This window comes from Stenotrophomonas sp. SI-NJAU-1 (assembly GCF_020883215.1).
GTDB classification, from domain to species: domain Bacteria; phylum Pseudomonadota; class Gammaproteobacteria; order Xanthomonadales; family Xanthomonadaceae; genus Stenotrophomonas; species Stenotrophomonas indicatrix.
The window spans coordinates 1,010,911-1,026,400 of record NZ_CP086598.1; the positions used below are offsets into that span (position 1 = coordinate 1,010,911).

15 protein-coding genes are annotated in these 15,490 nt (G+C 67.7%); 8 read left to right on the forward strand and 7 right to left on the reverse strand.

Going from position 1 to position 15,490, the window contains the following annotated elements:
• Positions 1-98: 98 nt before the first annotated feature.
• Complete coding sequence (locus LMF57_RS04605; protein WP_229290982.1) at positions 99-1,043, forward strand: LysR substrate-binding domain-containing protein; 945 nt, start codon at positions 99-101, stop codon at positions 1,041-1,043.
• Here LMF57_RS04605 and LMF57_RS04610 read toward each other — a convergent pair.
• Complete coding sequence (locus LMF57_RS04610) at positions 982-2,361, reverse strand: PLP-dependent aminotransferase family protein (protein WP_229290985.1); 1,380 nt, start codon at positions 2,359-2,361, stop codon at positions 982-984. The genes LMF57_RS04605 and LMF57_RS04610 overlap by 62 nt on opposite strands.
• A gap of 133 nt (positions 2,362-2,494) precedes the next feature.
• Between LMF57_RS04610 and LMF57_RS04615 the strand changes: the two genes are divergently transcribed.
• From LMF57_RS04615 to LMF57_RS04625, 3 genes are all read left to right on the forward strand, one after another.
• Positions 2,495-3,358 carry a DMT family transporter gene (locus LMF57_RS04615; protein WP_099785940.1) on the forward strand — a complete coding sequence of 288 codons (864 nt, stop codon included), beginning with the start codon at positions 2,495-2,497 and terminating at the stop codon, positions 3,356-3,358.
• A gap of 79 nt (positions 3,359-3,437) precedes the next feature.
• Positions 3,438-4,319, forward strand: a complete 882-nt coding sequence (locus LMF57_RS04620) for an SDR family oxidoreductase (RefSeq protein ID WP_117309685.1) — start codon at positions 3,438-3,440, stop codon at positions 4,317-4,319.
• 39 nt (positions 4,320-4,358) lie between these two features.
• Positions 4,359-5,246: a LysR family transcriptional regulator gene (locus LMF57_RS04625; protein ID WP_099783056.1), complete on the forward strand. Its 888-nt coding sequence runs from the start codon at positions 4,359-4,361 to the stop codon at positions 5,244-5,246.
• Positions 5,247-5,710: 464 nt separating this feature from the next.
• On the opposite strand, the gene LMF57_RS04630 is transcribed toward LMF57_RS04625, so the two are convergent.
• Together LMF57_RS04630 and LMF57_RS04635 are read right to left on the reverse strand one after the other, a co-directional pair.
• A complete protein-coding gene (locus tag LMF57_RS04630; RefSeq protein ID WP_229290988.1) occupies positions 5,711-6,490 on the reverse strand; it encodes a LysR substrate-binding domain-containing protein in 780 nt (259 codons plus the stop codon).
• Between the two features lie 276 nt (positions 6,491-6,766).
• A complete protein-coding gene (locus tag LMF57_RS04635; RefSeq protein ID WP_025874047.1) occupies positions 6,767-7,171 on the reverse strand; it encodes a GFA family protein in 405 nt (134 codons plus the stop codon).
• Positions 7,172-7,335: 164 nt separating this feature from the next.
• On the opposite strand from LMF57_RS04635, the gene LMF57_RS04640 reads away from it, so the two are divergent.
• Both LMF57_RS04640 and LMF57_RS04645 read left to right on the forward strand, forming a co-directional pair.
• A complete protein-coding gene (locus LMF57_RS04640; RefSeq protein WP_229291356.1) occupies positions 7,336-8,313 on the forward strand; it encodes a DUF4105 domain-containing protein in 978 nt (325 codons plus the stop codon).
• The gene (locus LMF57_RS04645; RefSeq protein WP_229290989.1) at positions 8,310-10,355 is read left to right on the forward strand and encodes an alpha/beta fold hydrolase; all 2,046 of its coding nucleotides are present in this window, start codon (positions 8,310-8,312) and stop codon (positions 10,353-10,355) included. Before LMF57_RS04640 ends, LMF57_RS04645 begins: the two co-directional genes overlap by 4 nt.
• Positions 10,356-10,375: 20 nt before the next feature.
• Here LMF57_RS04645 and LMF57_RS04650 read toward each other — a convergent pair whose 3' ends face one another.
• The gene (locus LMF57_RS04650) at positions 10,376-11,737 is read right to left on the reverse strand and encodes an MFS transporter (RefSeq protein WP_099783070.1); all 1,362 of its coding nucleotides are present in this window, start codon (positions 11,735-11,737) and stop codon (positions 10,376-10,378) included.
• Positions 11,738-11,825: 88 nt separating this feature from the next.
• Here LMF57_RS04650 and soxR point away from each other — a divergent pair, with 88 nt between their 5' ends.
• Positions 11,826-12,260 (forward strand): redox-sensitive transcriptional activator SoxR, encoded by a 435-nt coding sequence (soxR, locus tag LMF57_RS04655; protein WP_032951587.1) that lies wholly within the window; start codon positions 11,826-11,828, stop codon positions 12,258-12,260.
• Positions 12,261-12,297: 37 nt separating this feature from the next.
• On the opposite strand, the gene LMF57_RS04660 is transcribed toward soxR, so the two are convergent.
• Positions 12,298-12,900 carry a short chain dehydrogenase gene (locus tag LMF57_RS04660; protein WP_025874043.1) on the reverse strand — a complete coding sequence of 201 codons (603 nt, stop codon included), beginning with the start codon at positions 12,898-12,900 and terminating at the stop codon, positions 12,298-12,300.
• Between the two features lie 98 nt (positions 12,901-12,998).
• Between LMF57_RS04660 and LMF57_RS04665 the strand changes: the two genes are divergently transcribed.
• Positions 12,999-13,874: a LysR family transcriptional regulator gene (locus tag LMF57_RS04665; protein WP_117309690.1), complete on the forward strand. Its 876-nt coding sequence runs from the start codon at positions 12,999-13,001 to the stop codon at positions 13,872-13,874.
• Positions 13,875-13,928: 54 nt separating this feature from the next.
• On the opposite strand, the gene proC is transcribed toward LMF57_RS04665, so the two are convergent.
• Both proC and LMF57_RS04675 read right to left on the reverse strand, forming a co-directional pair.
• Positions 13,929-14,750 (reverse strand): pyrroline-5-carboxylate reductase, encoded by an 822-nt coding sequence (gene proC, locus LMF57_RS04670; RefSeq protein WP_117309691.1) that lies wholly within the window; start codon positions 14,748-14,750, stop codon positions 13,929-13,931.
• Positions 14,751-14,766: 16 nt separating this feature from the next.
• Positions 14,767-15,444 carry a YggS family pyridoxal phosphate-dependent enzyme gene (locus tag LMF57_RS04675; RefSeq protein WP_093817534.1) on the reverse strand — a complete coding sequence of 226 codons (678 nt, stop codon included), beginning with the start codon at positions 15,442-15,444 and terminating at the stop codon, positions 14,767-14,769.
• Positions 15,445-15,490: the final 46 nt, after the last annotated feature.

Consider the following 15,490-nt stretch of genomic DNA (forward strand, 5'->3'; position numbering starts at 1 on the left):
AGCCGCGATGCGGCGGGTGAGGAAAGCGTGCCTGCGTGGACATTGCCCCGGAAGCCGTCCGAATGGCATCCTGAAGTCCACACGTGTGGACATTGCGCATGCTCAACCTCAACGATCTGGCATTGTTCGTCACGGCGGTGGAGCAGGGCGGTTTCGCTGCCGGTGGTCGCCATCTGGGCCTGCCGCGCTCGACCCTGAGCAAGCGCGTGGCGTTGCTGGAAGAACGACTTGACGTGCGCCTGCTGCAGCGCAGTTCGCGCCGCTTCGCGTTGACCGAAGTTGGCCAGGAATTCTTCGAGCGTGCGCGCGCGGCCCTGTCTGAGGTGGAGGCGGCCGAAGCCATTGTCCGCAACCGCCAGGCCGAACCCAGCGGCACCGTGCGCATCAGCGCCTCCATTCCGGTGGTGCAGGGCCAGCTCGCTGTCTGTCTGCCTGCGCTTGCGCGCCGCTTCCCGCGTCTTCGCATCGAAGTGGAAGTCAGTGATCGCTTCATCGATCTGGCGCAGGAGGGCATCGACATCGCCCTGCGCAGCCACTTCGGTCCGCTGCCGGATTCCGGGCTGGTGCAGCGATCACTCGGCAGCGAGCGCATCGTGCTGGTGGCCTCGCCGGGCTATCTGGCCAACGCGCCCGCCTTGGACTTCCCGGAACAGCTATGCACGCATGCCGGCCTTCTGACCGCGCGCCACGCAACGCGCTGGACGCTGCAGGGTGCCGGCGCTCGCAGTGTGCAGGTGGAGCCACGCGTGGCTCTGGTCGGGAATGAGTCGCAGCTGCTGATCGCCGCGGCCGAGGCGGGTCTTGGCATCACCGTGCTGCCCCACAGCCTGTGTGCAGCGGCCATCGCCGCCGGCCGGCTGCAACAGGTGTTGCCGGCCTGGCACGCCGGCGAGGTGACCACCAGTGTGCTGCTACCGCATCGTCGCGGACAGTTGCCGGGCGTACGCGTGGTGGTGGATGCGCTTGTGGCGCATTACCAGCTCATCGCAACGCCTTCCCCAGCACCTGCCAGATCTTCGGGTCCTGGCACTGCGACACATTGAAGCGCACGTAGTCGGCAGCCCGCTGCGACTGGCTGAAGGCATTGCCCGGCGCCACCACGACGCCTTCGCGCAGGCACTGCCTGGCCACCGCCGATGCATCGCGGCCATCGGGCAGCTGGCACCACAGGAACAGCCCTGCATCGGGTTGCAGCCATGGCGTGATGCCCAGCTTCTGCACCTGCCGCAGCGTGTGCTTGCGCGCATCGGCCAGGCGCGTGCGCACCGCCTGCATGTGGCGGCGGTAGCCACTGTCGGTCAGTGCGATCTGCATCAGGTTCGCCGCCAGGTGCCCACCGCCGAAGCTGGTGGCCAGCTTCAGATCGGTCAGTGCCTCGATCCAGTCCGGGCGCGCGGCGATGTAGCCGCAGCGCGATGCCGCGGAAATGGTCTTGGAGAAACTGCCGACATGGATCACCCGCGACAATCCATCCAGGGCCGCCAGCCGAGGCGCCGGGCGCAGCTCGAAGTCGGCGAAGATGTCATCTTCGATGATGATCAGTTCGCTGTGTTCGGCCAGGCCCAGCAGGCGGTGTGCGGTGGTCGCCGACAGCACCGCGCCGGTCGGGTTGTGCAGCCCGGCGTTGGTGATGTACAGGCGTGGCGCGTGTTCCTGCAGCGCGCTGGCAAACACCTGCAGGTCCGGCCCGGTGTGCGTGTACGGTATGCCGATGGCCTGCACCTGATGGGCCTTCAACATCGCGTGGTAATTGAAATAGCTCGGGTCGTCGACCAGCACGCAGTCACCGGGCTTCAGCAGGAAGCGGCAGATCAGGTCGACCGCGTGCGTCCCCGATTCGGCCAGCAGCAACTGCTCCATCGACGCGTCGATGCCCAGCGTGGCCGCGCGTCGCTGCAGTGTCTGTCGCAATGCCGGCAGGCCCAGCGGTCCTGCATAGTCCACCAGCTGCGCGGAGTCGGCGCGGGCCATGCGGCGCAGGCCGCGGCGCAGGCCATCGTGGTACAGCCAGTCGCTGGGCATCCAGCCGCAGCCAGGCTTGAGGTGTCCCGGCGGGGTTTCCAGCGATTGCCGTGATACCCACAGCGGGTCCACCGCGCGATCCAGCCGCGGTTCCATTTCCGCCAGCGCCAGTGGTGCCGCCGGGCCAGCCACGTAGAAGCCGGAGCCGGCGCGCGCGGCGATCACGCCTTCGGCGGCCAAGCGTTCGTAGGCCTCGACCACGGTGGACACGGAAACGCCCATCGCCGTGGCCTGCGCGCGCACCGAGGGCAGGCGGCTGCCCGGGCCATCCAGGCGCGAACTGATGCGGGAGCGGACGGCGTGGATGACGCTGTCGATGCGGCTGGGCGGTCGGGACATGCGCGTGACTGTAAGGGGATTGTGGGCAGTACAGTTACTTGTGACTGTACTGGATTGTAGCTGTGTATCGCCCGTGCCCGGTGGCCCAATGACGGGCACGGCCGGCCATTGCCCGGCATTTCTGGAGCAGGGTGTGGAACGGTCGGCAAGCGGGTGGATCAATGGCTTCATCGGTGTGGTGATCTTCGCCGGCTCGTTGCCGGCCACCCGCCTGGCAGTGATGGAGCTGGACGCCAGCTTCGTCACCGCCGCGCGCGCCAGCATCGCCGCGTTGCTGGGGCTGGTGCTGCTGCTGGCATTGCGCCAGCCGCGCCCGGTCAGAAGCGATCTGCCCGGTCTGGTGCTGGTCAGCCTGGGCGTGGTGGTGGGCTTCCCGTTGCTGACCGCGCTTGCCCTGCGCCACGCCTCCTCGGCGCATACCATCGTGTTCCTTGGCCTGTTGCCGCTGAGCACGGCGGTATTCGGCGTCCTGCGCGGCGGTGACCGGCCACGCCCGGCGTTCTGGGTGTTCTCGCTGCTGGGCAGCGCCTGTGTGGTCGGCTACGCCGCGCGCAACGGCATCGAAGCCTCACTGCAGGCCGACCTGTTGATGCTGGCAGCGATCGTGGTGTGCGGACTCGGCTATGCCGAGGGCGGCCGCCTGGCCCGGCATCTGGGTGGCTGGCAGGTGATCAGCTGGGCGCTGCTGCTGGCATTGCCGGTGATGCTGCCGCTGATGGTGGCAATGCGCCCGGCCTCGTTCACGGCGGTCGCCGCGTCGGCCTGGTGGGCGCTGGGGTACGTGGCGGTGTTCAGCATGCTGGTCGGTTTCCTGTTCTGGTATCGCGGCCTGGCCCAGGGCGGTATCGCTGCGGTCGGCCAACTGCAGCTGCTGCAGCCGTTCTTCGGCCTGGCGCTGGCGGCGCTGCTGCTGCACGAGACCGTCAGCGCCGGCATGTTGCTGGTGACCGTGGCAGCGGTGATCTGCGTGGCCGGCGCCCGCCGCTTCAGCCGATGACGCGCGATAGCGTCGGCGTATCGTGGCGTGCCGCCAACAGTATTGGCCGGGGCCGGCGCGCTTGGTTGAAGCTGTGCCGATGAAACCCAGTTCCAGTATCTCGTTCGAAGGCCAGGTGGGCCTGGTAACCGGTGCCGCCGGTGGCCTCGGCCTGGCCTACAGCCGCCTGCTGGCCCAGCGTGGCGCGCACGTGGTGATGCATGACGTGGGCGCCGCGACGGACGGCACGGGTACCGATCCGCAGCGCATCGCCCAGGCGGTGGCGGCACTGCATGCCCAGTGCCTGCCGGTCGAAGCCGCCAGCGGCCCCATCAACCAGCGCAGCGGTTGCCACGGGCTCGTGCAGGACATCCTGCAGCGGCATGGTCGCCTGGACTTCATCATCCACAACGCCGGCTGGGTGGCCTACGCCGGTATTGAAATGGTGGAAGACGATGCGCTGGAGCAGATGCTGTGCCTGGCGGCGAAGACACCACTGTGGCTGGCACAGGCGGCATGGCCTGCGATGCGTGCTGCCGGCGGCGGCCGCATCGTGCTGACCACCTCCGATCGCGCGCTGTACCCGCAGTATGCGCAGCGCGGCCTGTGCGGCTACGCGATGGCCAAGCTGGCTGCGCAGGGGCTGGTCAATGTGCTGGCCATGGAAGGCGCCGAGCATGGCATCGTGGTCAACGCGGTGTCGCCGGTGGCCAAGACCCGCATGTGGGGCATCGACGGGGAACCGGATGAACTGCATCCAGAGGCGGTGGCACCCGGGGTCGCCTTCCTTGCCTCTACGCGGTGCCGGCAGGGGGGCTGGACCCTGCGGGCCAGCAACGGCCAGTTCCATGCATTGCGATTGCAGGAAGCCGAACACGTGGCCTATCCGCGCGACCTGCGTGCGGTGGCAGCGGACAGCATCGAATCGGTGGCCCTGCAGTGGCCGGTCATTGCACGGCCGAGTGTCGACGCGCGCGGTTGAACGCGTACCCTAGGCAGGTCTCCACTTGCCTGCGATGAAATGATCGATCTGCGCCTGCTCCGCCAGTTCGTGGCGGTGGCCGAAGAACTGCACTTCCATCGCGCTGCTGCACGCCTGCACATGTCGCAGCCGCCATTGACGGCGGCGATGCGGCGCCTGGAAGACGAGGTGGGTACCGGGCTGATCGTACGCGGCAACCGCACGCTGGGCCTGACCGCAGCGGGGCAGACGCTGCTGGTGGAGGCGCGTGCAACCCTGCAGCACGCCGAACAGGCGCTGCAGCGCACGCGGGAAGCGGCGGCAGGGCAGACCGGCAGCCTGCGTGTCGGCTATGTCGGCAGCGCACTCTACGGGCGCCTGCCGGCACTGATCCGCCAGTTCCGCCATGCGTTTGCGCAGGTGCAGCTGCATCTGCACGAAGCCACCTCGCGGCAGCAGCAACAGTGGCTGCGCGAGGGGCGCATCGACCTGGGCATCCTGATTCCGCCGATCATTTCCGCAGAGCTGCATCTGCAGGCGTTCGACCATGATCGACTGGCCATTGCCCTGCCGCGCGCGCATCGGCTGGCCGCACGGCTACGGCTGGATGTCGCCGCGCTGGTGGACGAGCCGTTCGTTTCATGGCCGTCGGCCGAAGGCATCGGCTTCCACGCGCAGGTGCTGGGCCTGTGTACTGCTGCCGGCTTCACGCCACGGGTCGTGCAGGAAGCGCAGGGCATGCACGCAGTGCTGTCGCTGGTGGCCGTGGAAGCGGGCGTAGCAATCGTGCCGGCCAGCATGGCCGGGTTCCGTCCCGAAGAAATCGTCTATCGGCCGCTGGATGGCGGCAACGCTGCGTTCGAACTGCAGTTCTGCATGCGACCGGAATCGCCTGCGCCGGTGCTGCAGAATTTCCTGGCGATGGCAGCGCAACCGGTAGTGTCGTGATTGCCAGCTGAGCATCTGTGCTGCGTGCAGTGGTGCGACGCTGATCGGCGTCGTGCATGCCTGCGGAGTGTGACTCGTCCTGCAGTTCTGCCCTTGGAAATCGCACCTGCGGCAAGCCTGAGGCGCGGGCGCGGATAACCCCTACACACCGCCTCGGCGACAGCACTCAGCATGTCCCCGTCGGCCATCATCGGCCGGCTGGGATTGGCGTCCCATAATCAACTCTGGCACGTGATCGGCAGGCGCACGGATGGCGCCTGCGGATCTCGTGACCCGCTGTCCGTGGTGGGCGATGTGTGGGGATCACAATGATCCGCCGGTCAGTCCCAGAGTTGTCCGGTACGCCAACCCGCATCGCCCGCCGCCCGTTCGTGGTCAGCCACGAGTGCGCTGATGGCGCTTGCCTCGGGGGTGGCAATGCGCGTCGTGCATGGAGAGCGGCGGCGGGCGGTGCATCTTTCTGCTCAACGGGGACGGGTGAACAGATGTTCGGCCATGTAATCGATGAACACCCGCAGGCGCGCGCTGGGGTGGCGATTGCCCGGCCACAGCAGTGAGAATTGTCCGTGCTGCCGTTCCAGCATCGGCAGCACCTGCTGCAGCCGGCCATCGGCCAGTGCTTCGGCCGCCAGGAAATCAGGCATCCAGGCCACGCCCATGGCACCGATCGCAGCGGCCAGCAGCGCTTCCATGTTGTTGCAGGTCATTGCCGTAGCCAGAGCAGCGCCGGCATCGCCATTGACGCCGGGCAGGCTCCAGGGCTGCAGTGTGCCGGTGGTCGGGAAGCGGAAACGCAGCGCCTGCAGTGAATGCAGTTCCGGCAGCGACTGAGGCCCGCCATGCGTTCGCAGGTACACCGGCGCTGCGCACAGCACGAAGTGGAAGCTGCCGAGCCGACGCGACATCAGGCTGGAATCGGCCAGTTCACCGCTGCGTATCACCGCATCCAGCCCTTCGCTGACTACATCCACAAGGCGGTCATTGAAATCAAGTTCCAACTGCACCTGCGGGTAGCGCTGCTGGAAGCCGGGCAGCACCGGCAGCAGAAAACGGTAGCCGATGGTGGGCAGGCCAATCCGCAGCAGGCCGCGGGGAGCAAGTTGGCGTTGCGCAAGATCCGCCTGGGCCTCGGACAGTTCATCCAATGCCCGGCGGCAGCGCTGCAGCAGCAGGTCGCCTTCGTCGGTGAGGTGCATACGGCGCGTGGTGCGGTGGAACAGTCGCGTGCCCAGGTCCTGCTTCATGGGGAATGTGCCTGGCTGTCACCTGCCTGCCGCAGCGCCATCACCCGGTCTTGGCCCGGGCATCGGTAGGGTTGATCGTCCCCGTCCCCCACGGAGACCAGCCATGTGGTTGCTTGACCGACTCTGGCCCTCGCGCCCTGCGCTGCCCGCCGCGACGCTGCCGCCTGCAGCGGACCTGCCCGCGCGTCGAACGCCGTTGAAGCGTCCGTTGCGCGTCGGCCGGGCCAGCATGGCCCCCTGGCAGAAGATCGCGCCGCCACCCCGGCGCAGCCGCCACTAACCGGTGCGATCAGAGGGGTGGTTGACCCCGTCGCTGACCGGAACGGTTCCCAGCGCGAACGGATCGATGCCTTCCAGGCAGGCCACGTTGTAGCCGTACTGGTCCGGGTTGGAGCGCCGGCGGTGGTGCGTGTAGATGCCACAGACGTCGCAGAAGTAGTGCTCGGCTACGTGGGTGTTGAACTGGTACAGGCGCAGATGGGCCTGGCCACGCACGATATGCAGCCCGTCTTCGGCCACGCTGGCGGCGATGGCGCCGCGGCGCCGGCACATCGAACAGTCGCAGCGGCGCGGGTCGACGATGCCCTCGGGCAGGTCCAGCAGCAGCTCGACGGTGCCGCAATGACAGCTGGCCCGATGCTGCGCCTGCACGGCGACGCCGGCCACGGTGGTGATGCCCATCCTCGCTCCCTGTGTACCCTTGGTTGACGCCAGTATGCGCCCGCCGGCGCCAGCCTGAACCGTCATGGATGTCGCCGTGAGGCGGCTTGTGGCTAACTATGCCGCCCCGGGACCCCGACAGGATGCCAGTGAAAGCTGCAGGACGATGGATGACAGGATGTGTGATGGTGCTGCTGGCGCTGTGGGTGGCCGGTCTGCTGACCTACCAGATGCCCGGGCCGGGCTGGCTGGGCGTGACCGCGGCGATGCTGTGGCTGCTGGCCGCCGCTTGGGCGGCGTGGCAGGTGGCGCGCGGCCGTGGCACGCGCCGGCTGTGGGCGGCCTTTGCCGGCGCTCTGGCGCTGGCGGGGCTGTGGTGGCTGCTGCTGACCCCGCGCCAGGACCGCGACTGGGCCGATGACGTGGCGCAGCGCCTGCACGTGGAATCCTTCGATGGCCGCCACGTGGTGCTGGACAACGTGCGCGATTTCACCTGGCGCACCGAGACCGACTACGACGCGCGCTGGGTGCGCCGCAGCTACGACCTCGACCAGTTGCGTTCGGCCGATCTGGTGCTGTCGTACTGGATGGGCCCGGCGATCGCCCACACCCTGGTCTCGTTCGGATTCGAGGACGGGCGCCATCTGGTGTTCTCGCTGGAAATCCGCAAGGAGCGTGGTGAATCGTTCTCCGCACTGGGCGGCTTCTTCCGCAAGTTCGAGATGACGCTGGTCGCGTCCGAAGAAACCGACATCATCCGCACCCGCACCAACGCACGCGGCGAGGATGTCTACCTGTACCGCCTGCATGGCATGGATCGCAACCAGCTCAAGACCCTGTTTGCTGCCTACATCGATCAGGCACGCCAGCTTGACGCCAAACCTGGCTTCTACAACACGCTGACCAGCAACTGCACCACGATCGTCTTCGACCTGGCGCGGCATATCGCCCCGCGCCTGCCGCTGGACTACCGGTTGCTGGCCTCGGGCTACCTGGCCGAGTACGCGCAGGAGGTGGGCGCGCTCACGCCTGGCGTGCCGTACGCCGAACTGCATGCCAAGGGCCGCATCACCGAGCGCGCGCTGAAGATGGCACCCGACGATGATTTCTCCACCGTGATCCGCCAGGGCATCCCTGGCACCGAGCAGGACCCGCAGCAATGACCCCGATGATCCTGTTCCGCTGGCAGCGCGCGCTGCCGGCGCTGTTGGCTGCTTTCCTGCTGCTGGGCGGCAGCGGCTGCGCGATGGTCACCGTCAAACAGGTGGCGTCCAGCGATTACCTGGTCAACAAGCGCGCCGATGTGCTCAACACCGGCAAGCTCAGCCCCGCCTCGCGCGAGACATTGAGTGCGGCCGGGCTGGACGAATCGCAGTGCGAGAAGGACTTCCTGGTCTGCCGCAGCACGCTGTTGATGACCGATGACCTCAACGTCGAGCAGCGGTTGTCGACGCTGTCCGAGCTGTGGGTGAAGGCCGCTCTGGCATTGACGCCGAAGAAGCAGACGGCCAACGAACCGCCGATGAGCGATGCGGCGCTGGATGCTTGGCTGGAGGCGGCGCGCTATGGCTATGCCTATCTGTTCTACAGCGGGCGCTCGCCCTCCGATCGCGCGTTCGAGGATCGCCAGACGCAGGTACGCGATTACTACAACTATGCTGCCGAGAAGGCCGCCGTGGTGTTGTTCGCGCGTGCCCGTGCCGCAGCGCTGGCCGGCGAGGACTACACCAAGCCGGTGTCGGCGGGCAGCTGGACGCTGGCTTCCGATTTCCAGCGCCTTTCATTGAAGAGCATTCCCAAGCAGCTGGTGCCGGCCGGTACCGTCAGCTTCGTCGGCATGCGCAGCACCTATCGCCGCGATGGTTTCGGCGCCGAGCTGGTGATGGTGATGGACCCGCCGAAGCTGGTGGTGCCTGCCGTCGCCGCGGAAGGGGCCAAGGCCGAAACGGCACAGGCGCAGGCCAGCAAGGACGAGCAGGAGGAGGAGGGCGTCCGCCGCGGACGCCGCCACCAGCACGATGATTCGGTGCCCGAGTACAGCGAGATGTCCTCGATCAACGTCACGGCATTGCTGCGTTTTGAAGGCAACACGCTGGAAGACGTGATGCGCACCCGCCAGGTGCTGCTGGATGGCTATTCGCCCGAGGCCACCGAGCGCATCACCCTGCATGGCGAAGAGGTGCCGCTGGCGGGCAACTTCACCGCCGCCTACGGCCTGTGGTTGGCGCAGAGCGGGTTCGCCACGCAGTCGCTGCGTACCCTGTTCGGCATGAGCGAGGGCATCGGCGAGCCGCACATCTACCTGATGCAGCCATGGGATCCGAACCGCCGCATCATCTTCATGCTGCATGGCCTGGGCAGCAGCCCGGAAGCGTGGGTGAACCTGGCCAACGAGATCATGGGTGACCCCGAACTGCGCCAGCAGTTCCAGGTGTGGCAGGTGTACTACCCGACCAATGCGCCGATCGCGCTGAACCGCTACGAGATCGCCAACGCATTCAACGACACGTTGCAGCACTTCGACCCCAACGGCAGCACGCGCGCCTCGAAGGACATGGTCTACATCGGCCACAGCATGGGCGGCGTGCTGGCGCGCCTGCTGGTCAGCGATTCCGGCGATGTGCTGTGGAATGATCTGCTCGCCAACTACAACCTGAAGGGCGAACGCCTGAAGCGGGTGCAGTCCAAGCTGGGTCCGTTGCTGCACTTCAAGGCCGAACCGAACGTGGAGCGTGCGATCTTCATCGCCGCCCCGCACCAGGGCACGGACATCGCCGGCAACAAGGTCGGCCGCCTGATCGGCCGCCTGGTGCGCCTGCCGCTGACCATCCTCGGCAAGTTCGAGGATGTGTTCCTGGCACTGGCTCAGGCCGAGCAGCAGGCCGATGGCACGGCCAAGCCGAAGATTCCCAACAGCATCGACAACCTCAAGGCCAGCGACCCGTTCGTGAAAGCCGCTGCGCAGCTGCCGATCACGCCGGGCCTGAAGTACCACTCCATCATCGCCCAGCGCAAACCGGAACTGGCGGTGGAGAAATCCGACGATGGGCTGGTGCCGTACTGGAGCTCGCACCTGCCGGGCGCGTTGTCGGAGAAGGTGATCATCTCCGGCCACAGCGTGCAGGAGACGCCGCAGGCGGTGCTGGAAGTGCGCCGCATCCTGCACCAGGACATCGATGAAGTGGGTACGGTGGCGAGGCCGTAACGGGACGCTCTCCGGGGCGTCTACACGCGCCTTGCGATCACCGTGGCGAACACCGCCAGGCCCAGGGTGATGGCCAGGCACAGGATGTAACCGGTATGCGGGGCGCTTTCCACGAACAGTGCGAACAGCGCGCCGGATACCGCCAGTGCGGTGGTCACCGACAATGCTTCGCTCAACTGCAGGGCCGAGGTGTTTGCACCCTGTTCGTGTGGTGGTGACAGTGACAGCGTCAGCACCGAAAGGCTGGCGTAGATCATGCCCATGCCGAAGCCGGTCAGTGTCCAGCCGACCAGGGCGACCGGCAGTGGCACCGCAGTGAACAGCACCGCCAGCGTCGCGGCGATGCCCACGGTCATCAGCGGTGTGCCCACGCGCAGCAGTTGCTGGCGCGACCAGCCACGCTGCTGGTGACCCTGCAGCCACGAGCCGGTGAACCAGCCCAGCGCGCCCAGGCTCAGCACGGCACCGGCCCAGCTGGGTGACAGCCCACGCTCGCGCTGCAGCAGCAGGGGCAGGTAGGCCTCGCAGGCGAAGAACGCGGCAGCGGCCACACCACGCAATGCGATCACGCTGGGCAGTCCGCGGCGCAGGCGCAGGGTGCCGGCAGGCAACAGGCGATGCACGCAGAACAGCAGCGCCAGCATCGCCACGCCGATGCACAGCAGCGCCGGTACGCCCTGCTGTTGCCCGCCCAGATACAGCAGCAGGGCAGCCAGGGAGGCGCCACTGGCCCAGCGCACGATGTTGCCGCGGCCATCATCGGCAACATCCGTGGCTGCAGCCTGCATGCGCGCCAGCGCCGGTCGCAGCAGCAGGCCGGCCGGTATCGCCAGCAGCGGCACCGCCAGGAACACCCAGCGCCAGCCAAGATGCTGCACGATCACACCGCTCAGCGCGGGGCCGATCATCGACGGCACCACCCAACCGGCAGAGAACGCGGCGAAGACCTTCGGCCGCAGATGCTCGGGATAGGTCCGGCCGACCATCACATACAGCGACACCGAAATGGCGCCTGCGCCCAGGCCCTGCAGCAGGCGTCCGGCCACCAGCATGCCCATGCGCAGGGCGAAGCCCGCCAGCAGCAGGCCCAGCACGAAGCAGGCCAGGCCCCACCATAGCGGGCGTGCGGGGCCGTGGCGGTCGGCCCAGCGGCCGGCCAGGGTCATGCCGATCACGCTGGTGGCCAAGGTGCCGCCGAAGGCCAACGCATACAGGCGCAGGCCGTCCAGGGCCTCGGCCACGGTCGGCATTGCTGCGGCCACCGCCAGTGCCTCGAAGGCATGCAGGGAGACCAGGGCGACCATGCCCAGGGTGGTGGCGCGGTAGCGCGCGGACAGGATGGAGGAATCGACCGGATCGGCCGTGGCAGCGGGGGAGGGCATCGGGTTCCTGCGGGGGCGGACGGGCCGCGCTTGTCATCTGGCGGCGATGGTAGCAGCATGCCACCTCAACCAAAGTTGAGGTCAATCGATGCTGGCACAGGACATGAGCGTCGGCGATGTCGCCCGCCGTAGTGGGGTGGCCGTCTCTGCGCTGCATTTCTACGAGCGCAAGGGCTTGATCAGCAGCCTGCGCACGTCCGGCAACCAGCGCCGCTACGCCCGCGACGTACTACGGCGGCTGGCGGTGATCCGCGTGGCGCAACGCGTGGGCATGCCGCTGGAAGCGGTGGCACGTGCGTTCGAGAGCCTGCCGCAGGGGCGGGCGCCGACCAAGGCCGACTGGGCCAAGCTGTCGGCACGCTGGCAGGTGGAGCTGGAGGAACGTATCCACATGTTGCAGCTGCTGCGCGACGAGCTGACCGGCTGCATCGGCTGCGGTTGCCTGTCACTGAAGCGCTGCCGCCTGGCCAACCCGGATGACGTGCTCGGCGAGCGCGGCGACGGCCCGATGCGCTGGGGCTGACCGTGCGGGTGGGTGCCGACCCTGGTCGGCACGCGCGTTACCAGACGGTGATGGTCTCGCCGCTCTGGATGCCTTCCACCGCGCGCTGGAAGGCCAGCGCCGCGCGCTGTGCGGTCACCGCTTCGAAGCCGGGGAAGTAGGGGCCGTAGGCTTCCATCGATTCCACCAGCACGTTCGGGCTGACCACGTTGATGCGCAGCCCGCGCGGCAGCAGTTCCAGCGCCGCCGCCCGCACGAAACCTTCCAGCGCATGATTGACGGCAGTGGCGTTGGCGCCATCGCGGATCGGCTGCGCGCTGACGATGCCGCTGGTCAGGGTGATCGAGCCGCCAGCATTGAGATGGTGCTGCGCGGCCAGTGCAAGACGCACCTGGCCGAGCAGCTTGTCCTGCAGGCCGACGTTGAACTGTTCGGGTGTCATCTGCTGCAGCGGGCCGAAATGCAGCTTGCCGGTGGTCGAGATCACCGCATCGACCGGGCCGGTCTGCGCGAACAGCTCGCGCACGCTGGCGTCGTCGGTGAGGTCCACGCGCAGGCTGCCGCTGTGGCGGCCGGCAGCGAGGATGTCGTGCTGCTGGCCCAGGTGGCGGGCGACCGCCTGGCCGAGGGTGCCGCTGGCACCGACGAGAAGAATCTTCATGAAAGCTCCTTGCGAGAGGGGATGGATGCAGTCTGCGCTGTCACCGGTTGGTTTGGTAAGCGGCGTATGATTCGCATATTCCTAACCATGGGTTTGCAATGGATACCTTGCGCTGCATGCAGGCCTTCGCCGCCGTGGCCGAGCACGGTAGTTTTTCCGCTGCCGCCAGCCACCTGCAGGTCTCGGCGGTGATGGTCGGCAAGTACATCCAGCAGCTGGAAGCGCACCTGGGCACCGCGCTGCTGCAGCGGAACACCCGTCGCCAACGCCTGACCGAAGCCGGCACTGCCTATCTGGCCGGTTGCCGGCAGGTGCTGGAACAGGTGCAGCAGGCCGAGGCGGACGTGGCCGGGCTGCAGGTGCAGCCACGCGGGCTGTTGCGGGTCAGTGCGCCGACCACCTGGGGCAGCTGCGTGCTGGCTCCCGTGTTGAGCGAGCTGCTGCGGGCACAACCGCTGCTGAACATCGAGCTGGACCTGAGCAATCGCCGCATCGACCTGATCGAGGATGGCTTCGATGCAGCCATCCGCGTCGGTCCGCTGCCGTCGCAGGAACTGGTGGCGCGGCCGCTGCCGCCGTATGCGATGAGTCTGTGTGCATCACCGTCGTACCTGCGCCGCCGTGGTACGCCGCGTACGCCCGCCGATCTTGAAGGACATGATTGCCTGAGCCACCTGGCCTGGCGCGGCGGTCACGGTTGGCAGCTGGCCAATGGCGAGCAGGTCGATTGGGAAGCGCGGTTGACCAGCAATGACGGCTACGCGCTCCGCGAAGCAGCCGTGGCAGGCGCGGGCCTGGTGCTGCAGCCGACCGCGCTGCTTGCCGGCGAAATCGCAGCGGGACGATTGAAGCCACTGCTGCGCGACTATCTGCCCGAGCCACGGCCGATGCACCTGATCTACCTGCCCGACCGTCGCCCACGACCACGGCTGCAGTGTTTCGTTGATTTCGTCATGGCCAGGCTGGGCACGTAGATCCACGCATGCGTGGATGGCGGTGGGTGCCGACCGTTGGTCAGCACACTTGTTTCAATCATTGGCCGCAGAGAGTTCCTGCCCACGCACCTGCGCCGCACGCAGTGCCTTGTCCACCAACGCTTCAAACCCGTCGGCCTGGAAACTCTCGATCGCCGCCTGGGTGGTGCCGTTGGGTGAGGTTACCCGGCGCCGCAGTTCGGCTGGGCTTTCACCGGCTTCGTCCAGCATGCGCGAGGCGCCCAGCAGTGTCTGCACCACCAGCGTGCGCGCCGCTTCTGCAGGCAGGCCTTGTGCGATGCCGGCCGCTTCCATTGCTTCGGCCAGCAGGAACACATAGGCCGGGCCACTGCCGGATACGGCGGTGACCGAATCCATCTGCGCTTCGTCGTCGATCCACACCGTGCGTCCCGCGCTGGCCAGCACGCGTTCGGCCTGCGCATGCTGCTGCGCATCCACCGCTGGCGTGGCATACAGGCCGGTGACCCCGGCACCGAGCAGGGCCGGGGTGTTGGGCATCGCGCGCACCACCGGCAGCGTGCCACCCAACCAGCGCTGCAGCTGCGGGCTGGTGATGCCGGCGGCGATCGAGATCACCAACGGCTCCTGTGCCTGCGCCAACACCTGCAGTGACTGGCAGACCTCGCGCAGCACCTGCGGTTTCACCGCCAGCAGCCACGTGTTGCCCTGCGCCGCCGCAGCGGCCGCGTTGTCGTGGGTCTGCACGCCAAAATCGGCAGCCAGTTTTTCGCGCAGTTCGGCCACCGGTTCGGCCACGTGGATGTGCGCGGCCGGCACGCCCTGCCGGATCAGGCCGGCAATCAGGCTGCGGGCCATGTTGCCGCCGCCGATGAAGGTGATGGAATCAGCTGCCATGGGAATCTCCTTGGAATCAGGCCGGGCGCGGACGCGCGCCGAACAGGGCGGTACCGATGCGCACCAGGGTGGCACCTTCGGCGATCGCTTCAGCGTAGTCGCTGCTCATGCCCATCGACAGGGTGTCCACCTGGGGATGACCGGCAGCCAGCGCCTCGAAAAGTGTGCGCATGCGCACGAACGCGTCGCGCCGGCGCTCGGCGTCGGGCCACGGCGCAGGAATCGCCATCAGGCCGCGCAGGCGCAGGTTCGGCTCGGCGGCGATGGTTGCCGCCAGCGCGTCCACGTCGTCCGGCGCGCAGCCGTGCTTGCTCGACTCGTCATCGATGTTGACCTGGATGAGTACGTTCAGCGGGCCGCGTTCAGCGGGGCGGTAGCGGGCCAGCGCGGCGACCAGCTTGGGCCGGTCCACGCTCTGCACCCAGTCGAAGTGCGTGGCCACCGGTTCGGCCTTGTTCGACTGCAGGTGGCCGATCAGGTGCCATTCCAGGCCCAACGCCTGCAGTTCCTGCATCTTGGCCAGCGCTTCCTGCACGTAGTTTTCGCCGAACGCGGTCTGGCCCTGCGCGGCAAGCGCAGCCACGGCCTCGGCCGGCTGGGTCTTGGACACCGCCAGCAGGCGCGGCGGTGGCCGCCCGGCGGCAGCGGCGGCGTTGTGCAGGTTGCTCAGGATCTGGGGCAGGGGAGTGGCCACGTAACGCGTTCCGTTCAATCAGGAGGCTATACTGCCGCCCGGGGAA

What these genes read in the sequence shown, in the direction of transcription:
- LMF57_RS04650 (WP_099783070.1), bottom strand. Translation starts at nt 11,737, where the DNA reads ATGCCCTCCCCCGCTGCCACGGCCGATCCGGTCGATTCCTCCATCCTG.
- LMF57_RS04665 (WP_117309690.1), top strand. Translation starts at nt 12,999, where the DNA reads ATGGATACCTTGCGCTGCATGCAGGCCTTCGCCGCCGTGGCCGAGCAC.
- LMF57_RS04610 (WP_229290985.1), bottom strand. Translation starts at nt 2,361, where the DNA reads ATGTCCCGACCGCCCAGCCGCATCGACAGCGTCATCCACGCCGTCCGC.
- proC (WP_117309691.1), bottom strand. Translation starts at nt 14,750, where the DNA reads ATGGCAGCTGATTCCATCACCTTCATCGGCGGCGGCAACATGGCCCGC.
- LMF57_RS04630 (WP_229290988.1), bottom strand. Translation starts at nt 6,490, where the DNA reads ATGAAGCAGGACCTGGGCACGCGACTGTTCCACCGCACCACGCGCCGT.
- LMF57_RS04620 (WP_117309685.1), top strand. Translation starts at nt 3,438, where the DNA reads ATGAAACCCAGTTCCAGTATCTCGTTCGAAGGCCAGGTGGGCCTGGTA.
- LMF57_RS04645 (WP_229290989.1), top strand. Translation starts at nt 8,310, where the DNA reads ATGACCCCGATGATCCTGTTCCGCTGGCAGCGCGCGCTGCCGGCGCTG.
- LMF57_RS04605 (WP_229290982.1), top strand. Translation starts at nt 99, where the DNA reads ATGCTCAACCTCAACGATCTGGCATTGTTCGTCACGGCGGTGGAGCAG.
- LMF57_RS04660 (WP_025874043.1), bottom strand. Translation starts at nt 12,900, where the DNA reads ATGAAGATTCTTCTCGTCGGTGCCAGCGGCACCCTCGGCCAGGCGGTC.
- LMF57_RS04640 (WP_229291356.1), top strand. Translation starts at nt 7,336, where the DNA reads ATGGTGCTGCTGGCGCTGTGGGTGGCCGGTCTGCTGACCTACCAGATG.
- LMF57_RS04625 (WP_099783056.1), top strand. Translation starts at nt 4,359, where the DNA reads ATGATCGATCTGCGCCTGCTCCGCCAGTTCGTGGCGGTGGCCGAAGAA.
- soxR (WP_032951587.1), top strand. Translation starts at nt 11,826, where the DNA reads ATGCTGGCACAGGACATGAGCGTCGGCGATGTCGCCCGCCGTAGTGGG.
- LMF57_RS04635 (WP_025874047.1), bottom strand. Translation starts at nt 7,171, where the DNA reads ATGGGCATCACCACCGTGGCCGGCGTCGCCGTGCAGGCGCAGCATCGG.